5 protein-coding genes are annotated in these 7,146 nt (G+C 69.7%); all 5 read right to left on the reverse strand.

The features are described 5' to 3' along the window. Positions 1-90: 90 nt before the first annotated feature. The 5 genes from ACLQ27_RS09685 to ACLQ27_RS09705 all read right to left on the reverse strand — a co-directional run bounded on the left by ACLQ27_RS09685 (position 91) and on the right by ACLQ27_RS09705 (position 6,966). Positions 91-3,522, reverse strand: coding sequence for a DNA-directed RNA polymerase subunit beta (locus ACLQ27_RS09685; RefSeq protein ID WP_234583441.1), 3,432 nt, complete (start codon positions 3,520-3,522; stop codon positions 91-93). A gap of 573 nt (positions 3,523-4,095) precedes the next feature. Beyond that, positions 4,096-4,479, reverse strand: coding sequence for a 50S ribosomal protein L7/L12 (rplL, locus tag ACLQ27_RS09690; RefSeq protein ID WP_007465324.1), 384 nt, complete (start codon positions 4,477-4,479; stop codon positions 4,096-4,098). 52 nt (positions 4,480-4,531) lie between these two features. After that, positions 4,532-5,080, reverse strand: a complete 549-nt coding sequence (rplJ, locus tag ACLQ27_RS09695) for a 50S ribosomal protein L10 (RefSeq protein WP_007465325.1) — start codon at positions 5,078-5,080, stop codon at positions 4,532-4,534. Positions 5,081-5,419: 339 nt separating this feature from the next. Beyond that, positions 5,420-6,109, reverse strand: a complete 690-nt coding sequence (locus tag ACLQ27_RS09700; RefSeq protein ID WP_357574574.1) for a hypothetical protein — start codon at positions 6,107-6,109, stop codon at positions 5,420-5,422. Beyond that, positions 6,106-6,966 carry an ATP-binding cassette domain-containing protein gene (locus ACLQ27_RS09705; RefSeq protein ID WP_425866384.1) on the reverse strand — a complete coding sequence of 287 codons (861 nt, stop codon included), beginning with the start codon at positions 6,964-6,966 and terminating at the stop codon, positions 6,106-6,108. The genes ACLQ27_RS09700 and ACLQ27_RS09705 overlap by 4 nt, the downstream gene beginning before the upstream one ends. Positions 6,967-7,146 lie beyond the last annotated feature (180 nt).

Genomic DNA, 7,146 nt, shown 5'->3' on the forward strand with positions numbered 1-7,146 from the left:
TTCTCCCCCTGGCGCCCTTCGGTGTTTCTTGTTCCCGTGTGGGGGGGGGGGGGGGGGGGGCGCCCCCCCCCCCCCCCCCGACCGCTCACCTCAGACCTCTTCGACCGAGCTCGGCTCGCGCCGGGACAGGTCGATGCCCAGCTCCTCGGCGGCCCGGAACACCTCGTCGTCGGTCTCGCGCATCTCCAGGGCCACACCGTCGCTGGAGAGCACCTCAACGTTGAGGCACAGCGACTGCAGCTCCTTGAGCAGCACCTTGAACGACTCCGGGATGCCCGGCTCCGGGATGTTCTCGCCCTTGACGATGGCCTCGTAGACCTTCACGCGGCCGAGCACGTCGTCGGACTTGATCGTGAGCAGCTCCTGCAGGGCGTAGGCAGCGCCGTACGCCTGCATCGCCCAGCACTCCATCTCACCGAAGCGCTGACCACCGAACTGCGCCTTACCACCCAGCGGCTGCTGCGTGATCATCGAGTACGGTCCGGTCGAACGAGCGTGGATCTTGTCGTCGACCAGGTGGTTGAGCTTCAGGATGTAGACGTAGCCGACCGCGATCGGGTCGGGCAGCGGCTCGCCGGAACGACCGTCGAACAGCTGCGCCTTGCCGGTGCGCCCGATCAGCTGCTTGCCGTCCCGGTTGGGCAGGGTCGACTCGAGCAGACCGGAGATCTCCTCCTCGCGGGCACCGTCGAAGACCGGGGTGGCCACGTTGGTGTCACCCTCGGACTCGTGCGCGTCGATCGAGCGGAGCTGACGCTTCCATTCGGCGTCGTCACCCTCGACCTTCCACCCGGTCTTGGCGACCCAACCGAGGTGGGTCTCCAGCACCTGGCCGATGTTCATCCGGCTCGGCACGCCGAGCGGGTTGAGCACGATGTCGACCGGGGTGCCGTCCTCAAGGAACGGCATGTCCTCGATCGGCAGGATCTTCGAGATGACACCCTTGTTGCCGTGCCGGCCGGCGAGCTTGTCGCCGTCCTGGATCTTGCGCTTCTGGGCGACGTAGACCCGGACCAGCTCGTTGACACCCGGCGGCAACTCGTCGCCGTCCTCGCGGGAGAACGTGCGCACACCGATGACCGTGCCGGTCTCGCCGTGCGGCACCTTCAGCGAGGTGTCCCGAACCTCACGCGCCTTCTCACCGAAGATCGCGCGGAGCAGCCGCTCCTCCGGGGTCAGCTCGGTCTCGCCCTTGGGCGTGACCTTGCCGACCAGGATGTCGCCGGGGACGACCTCGGCGCCGATCCGGATGATGCCGCGCTCGTCGAGGTCAGCGAGCATTTCCTCGCTGACGTTCGGGATGTCGCGGGTGATCTCCTCCGGACCGAGCTTGGTGTCCCGGGCGTCGACCTCGTGCTCCTCGATGTGGATCGAGGTGAGCACGTCCTGCTGCACGAGGCGCTGCGACAGGATGATCGCGTCCTCGTAGTTGTGGCCCTCCCAGCACATGAACGCCACCAGCAGGTTGCGTCCGAGCGCCATCTCGCCCTCGTCGGTGCACGGACCGTCGGCGATGACCTGACCGGCCTCGACGCGGTCGCCCTCGAAGACGACCGGCTTCTGGTTGACGCAGGAGCCGGCGTTGGAGCGGCGGAACTTGTGCAGCAGGTACGTCCGGCGGTGGCCGTCATCCTGGTGGATGGTGACGTAGTCGGCGCAGAGATCCTCGATCACACCGCCGACCTCGGCGACAACCACGTCGCCGGCGTCGACAGCGGCCCGGTACTCCATGCCCGTACCCACGAGCGGCGCCTCGGCCTTGACCAGCGGCACCGCCTGGCGCTGCATGTTCGCGCCCATCAGTGCCCGGTTGGCGTCGTCGTGCTCGAGGAACGGGATCATGGCGGTCGCGACCGAGGTCATCTGCCGGGGCGAGACGTCCATGTAGTCGACGGCACCGGGGACGACGTCCTCGGTCTCGCCGCCCTTACGACGGCAGAGCACCCGCTCCTCGGCGAACGTGCCGTCCGCCTTCAGGCGCGCGTTGGCCTGGGCCTTGACGAACCGGTCCTCCTCGTCCGCGGTCAGGTAGTCGATCTGGTCGGTGACCCGACCCTCGACGACCTTCCGGTACGGCGTCTCGATGAAGCCGAACGGGTTGACCCGGGCGAAGGTGGACAGCGCGCCGATCAGGCCGATGTTCGGGCCTTCCGGCGTCTCGATCGGGCACATCCGGCCGTAGTGGGACGGGTGCACGTCGCGGACCTCGAAGCCGGCCCGCTCCCGGGACAGACCACCCGGGCCGAGCGCGCTCAGCCGACGCCGGTGGGTCAGGCCCGCCAGCGGGTTGGTCTGGTCCATGAACTGGGACAGCTGCGACGTACCGAAGAACTCCTTGATCGCCGCCACCACCGGGCGGATGTTGATCAGGGTCTGCGGGGTGATCGCCTCGACGTCCTGCGTGGTCATCCGCTCGCGGACGACCCGCTCCATGCGGGAGAGGCCGACCCGAACCTGGTTCTGGATCAGCTCACCCACGGTGCGCAGACGACGGTTGCCGAAGTGGTCGATGTCGTCGGCCTCGTAGCCGTCCTCACCGGCGTGCAGCCGGCACAGGTACTCCACGGTGGCGACGATGTCGTCCTCGGTCAGCGTGCCGGTGGTGATCGGCACGTCGACTTCCAGCTTCTTGTTGAACTTGTAGCGCCCGACCTTGGCGACGTCGTACCTCTTCGGGTTGAAGAAGAGGTTGTCGAGCAGGGTCTGGGCGTTCTCGCGCGTCGGCGGCTCGCCAGGGCGCAGCTTGCGGTAGATGTCGAGCAGGGCCTCGTCGGCGCCGGCGATGTGGTCCTTCTCGAGCGTGGTCATCATCAGCTCGGACCAGCCGAACCGCTCACGGATCCGCTCGGCCGACCATCCGATGGCCTTGAGCAGGACCGTGACGGCCTGCCGACGCTTGCGGTCGATGCGAACGCCGACCGTGTCGCGCTTGTCGATGTCGAACTCCAGCCAGGCACCCCGACTCGGGATGACCTTGACGCTGGAGAGGTCGCGGTCGGAGGTCTTGTCCGGCTGCTTGTCGAAGTACACGCCCGGGGACCGGACGAGCTGGCTGACCACGACGCGCTCGGTGCCGTTGATGACGAAGGTGCCCTTGGGCGTCATCATCGGGAAGTCACCCATGAACACCGTCTGGCTCTTGATCTCGCCAGTGGTGTTGTTGGTGAACTCCGCGGTCACGAAGAGCGGAGCGCAGTAGGTCAGGTCCTTCTCCTTGCACTCCTCGATCGAGGCCTTGACCTCGTCGAAGCGCGGCGCCGAGAAGGAAAGTGACATGGTGCCGGAGAAGTCCTCAATGGGACTGATCTCTTCAAGGATCTCCGCGAGACCCGAGCGTGCGTGCGGGTCGTCCGCCGACCGGCCCTGCCAAGCCTCGTTGCCGACGAGCCAGTCGAAGGACTCGTTCTGGATGGCAAGGAGGTTGGGGACCTCGAGGTGTTCGGTGATCCTGCCGAATGAAACTCGGCGGGGAGCGAATGCGCTCGACGTACGACTGGTCTTCGCAGGGCGGGAAGCTGCCAAGATGCGTCCTTCCGAGGACCGGTGCTGCAGAACGGCTGGTACGCGTGCACTCCAATGACCCCACCAGAAATATCCGTAAACGGACATTTCCGAGCAGGGGTCAAGTCGGAAGGCAGCGCAAACTAGCAGTGTAGCCGAGAGGCTAACCGCTGTCCAGCCCACCCCGCAGGTCGTTCGCGGAACGCGCCTCGGCCCCCGTAAACCGGGGTCTGCCGGGCCGCTCAGAACGCAACGTCCCCACTGGGCCGCTCGGGTTGCCGCGGCCGTTGGTGCCGCCGCTGTCATTACCCACGTCGTGGCCGTCGCAAGCGCGGTGTCTTGCTGGTGTTCAGCGTGCCTGGCAGCCCGGGGCCGCGTCAAGGGCCGGTATCCGGGTCGTCGGTTCTTTCCCACCTGGGGGCGACCGGGTCGGCTCGTCCGGTGGTCGCGCATCGACCATCGACGCCCAGCTCAGGACGGTTGTCGCCCGATCCACGAAACACGGCGGGCAGCGATCCGTGTCGGATCACCGCCCGCCGCGACGCGATCGTGTCCCGGCTCACTGAGCCGGGCACGCGCAGGTGGAACGTCAGGTCACTTGAGGGTGACCTTGGCGCCCTCACCCTCGAGCTTCGCCTTCGCCTTCTCGGCGGTCTCCTTGTTGACCTTCTCCAGGATGGCCTTCGGCGCGGACTCGACCGCGTCCTTGGCCTCCTTGAGGCCCAGGCCGGTCAGCTCACGCACGACCTTGATGACCTGGATCTTCTTGCCACCGTCAGCCTCGAGGACGACGTCGAACTCGTCCTTCTCCGGCTCGGCCTCGGCGGCGGCCGGAGCGCCACCGGCGGCGGCAACCGCGACCGGAGCCGCGGCGGTGACCTCGAAGGTGTCCTCGAACTGCTTCACGAACTCGGAGAGCTCGATCAGCGTCATCTCCTTGAACGCGTCGAGCAGCTCGTCGGTGCTGAGCTTCGCCATATCTGGCGTCCTTTCTAAAGGTTGTCTAAGAACGTGGGTGCGCCGCGCGGCCTCAGGCCGCCTCGGCGCCCTCCTGCTCGCGCTTCTTGTCCGCCAGGGCGGCCGCCGCACGGGCGGCCTTGGAGAGCGGAGCCTGGAACAGGGCCGCGGCCTTGCTCAGGTTGCCCTTCATCGCGCCGGCCAGCTTGGCCAGCAGCACCTCGCGGGACTCCAGGTCGGCGAGCTTCGTGACCTCGGCCGCGGAAATGGCCCTGCCCTCGAAGACACCGCCCTTGATGACGAGCTTCGGGTTGGCCTTCGCGAAGTCGCGAAGCCCCTTCGCCGCCTCGACGACGTCGCCCGAAACGAAAGTCAGCGCGGTAGGACCGGTGAACAGCTCGTCGAGGCCGTTGATACCCGCGTCCGTCGCGGCACGCTTCGCCAGCGTGTTCTTCGCGACCGTGTAGCTGGTCTCGGCGCCGAGCGAGCGCCGCAGCTGGGTGAGCTGGGAAACCGTCAGACCGCGGTACTCGGTCAGCACGGTGGCGCCCGCGTTGCGGAAGCTCTCGGTCAGCTCAGCGACGGCCGTGGCCTTGTCGGCCCGGATCGGCTTGTCCGCCATGTCCCTCCTCTCTCGTTACTCGAGGCTGGTCCCCGAAACGGCCGAAGCCGGAGCGGGGGCGGAGGCAGCACGACAACGAAAAGCCCCGGCGCAGGGCGCACGGGGCGAGGGCCGGCGGATCGTCACGGTCGGCGGACCATGCTCACTGCCGAGTTACGCTTGCCGCCCTACGCGGGTCGCCCGTTGTCGCGGGACCTTCGACCGTGCCGGAGCACGGTGACCAGCGGTCTCTGGGTGGTTCCTCATCCATGGAAACACGGATGACTGTTGAAGAGTACGCGCCCCCACTACGAGCGCCAAATCGCCCCCGGTGAGCCCGCTCACACCGACCGTGGCTGGTCAGCCCTGGGCCCGCCGCCGCCACAGGTAGCCGACGGTGACCGCCGCACTCCACGCCACCGCCCAGAGCGTGAGCCCGAGCAGGGTCAGGGCGGCGGCGTCACCCGCGGTCGTCCGCGCGGTGGCCATGATCGGCGGCACCAACCAGGGCGCCACCGAACCGCGCAGACCGAGCGCCACCGCGCCGACACCGCCGAGGGCCAGCACCGCCACGCCGTACGCGGCGCCGCCCACCGACGCCCGACTGGCCAGCGCGCCCAGGGCAACCGCCGCGGGTACGGCCAGCAGATGCGCCCACAGCCCCAGCGCGATGCCGACCGGCAGCGACCGGTCCCCCGGCTCGACCGGGCCGGTGACCCCGCCCACCAACCAGGGGAAGAGCAGCGCGATCGCCACCGCTACCAGCGCCGCCACGCCGGCCGCCAGGAGCCCGGCCAGGCGCTCCCGGGCCACCCCGACAGTCACCTGGGCGAGCCGGCGCTGCACGTCCGGCTCGATGTCCAGCAGGATCCTGGTCTGCCAGGCGAGCACCGGGAAGAGCACCACGGCCGAGACGCCGTACGCCTCGGCCGGCTGGGACCGGCCGCCGCCGTAGAGCGTGCCGAGCACGACGAGACCCGCGAGCAACGGCGCCAACGCCCGACCCGTCCGCAGGAAACCGGCCAGCCGCATCCGCACCAGGGCGGTCACCGGGCCTCCCCCGCCGCCTGCTCGACCGCGTCCGCGCCCGCGCCCTCGGGATGGTCGGGAGCCGGTTCGCCCGTCGGCCGCAGCGGTGCGGCAGCGGGTCGGGCCTGTGGTGCGGCGATGGAGGTGTCGGCGCGTACGCGAAGAATCTGGTGGCCCTCGGAGCGCAACCGGGCGACGGTGCTGGCGACCCGCGCGGCCGGCACCGCTACCTCGACCACCGCGATGGCCTCCTCGCCGGTCGGCGCGGTCTCCTCGGTCAGCACGCCTGCGGCCACCGACCAGCGGCGCGCGGCCGGCAGCCGGACCGTCTCCCCGCGGTGGTCGCTGACCAGGACCGTGCCGCCGTCGGCCAGCACCTCGTTGATCAGCTCGGGAACCAGCTCGCGGGTCGTGGCGTCGAGACCCTCCCACGGCTCGTCGAGCACCAGCAGGCCGGGTCGTCGCAGCATGGCCTGGGCGAGACCCACCTTCTGCGCGGTGCCCTTGGACAGCTCCGGAAGCCGCACCGAGCTGAACGCGTCCAGGCCGAGCCGCTGCGTCCAGGTGGTCACCGCCTTATCGGCGGCCGACCGCCCCAACCCGGCCACGCGGGCCATGCCGGTCAGGTAGCGAGAAACGGTGAAGGGCTGGTCGGCCGGAAAGCGCTCCGGCACCCAGCCCACCCGGACCGGCCGGTCGACGACCCGGCCCCGACCCGGCCGCAGCACCCCGGCGGCCACCTGGAGCAGCGTCGACTTGCCCACCCCGTTGCGGCCCAGGACGACCGCGACCTCACCCGGACCGATCCGCACGTCCACGTCCCGCAGCACCCACGGACCACGCCTGTGGTACCGCAACCAGACGTTCTCCAGCCGCATGCGGTCGAGCTTGCCACACCACAGACGCGCCGGGGCGGCCGCCCCCCCGGGGCGGGGCCCCCCCGGGGGGGGGGCCGGGGGGGGGGGGGGGGGGGGGGGGGGGTTGGGGGGGGGGGGGGGGGGGCGCGGCAGCCCGCGGACGATCCGGCGCAGCACCGGCAGCCGTGTCGACACCGACCG

This window comes from Micromonospora sp. DT63 (assembly GCF_049841615.1).
Classification (GTDB): Bacteria; Actinomycetota; Actinomycetes; order Mycobacteriales; family Micromonosporaceae; genus Micromonospora.

Coding starts and splice junctions, on each gene's coding strand:
- rplL (WP_007465324.1), bottom strand. CDS start 4,479: ATGGCGAAGCTCAGCACCGACGAGCTGCTCGACGCGTTCAAGGAGATG.
- rplJ (WP_007465325.1), bottom strand. CDS start 5,080: ATGGCGGACAAGCCGATCCGGGCCGACAAGGCCACGGCCGTCGCTGAG.
- ACLQ27_RS09705 (WP_425866384.1), bottom strand. CDS start 6,966: ATGCGGCTGGAGAACGTCTGGTTGCGGTACCACAGGCGTGGTCCGTGG.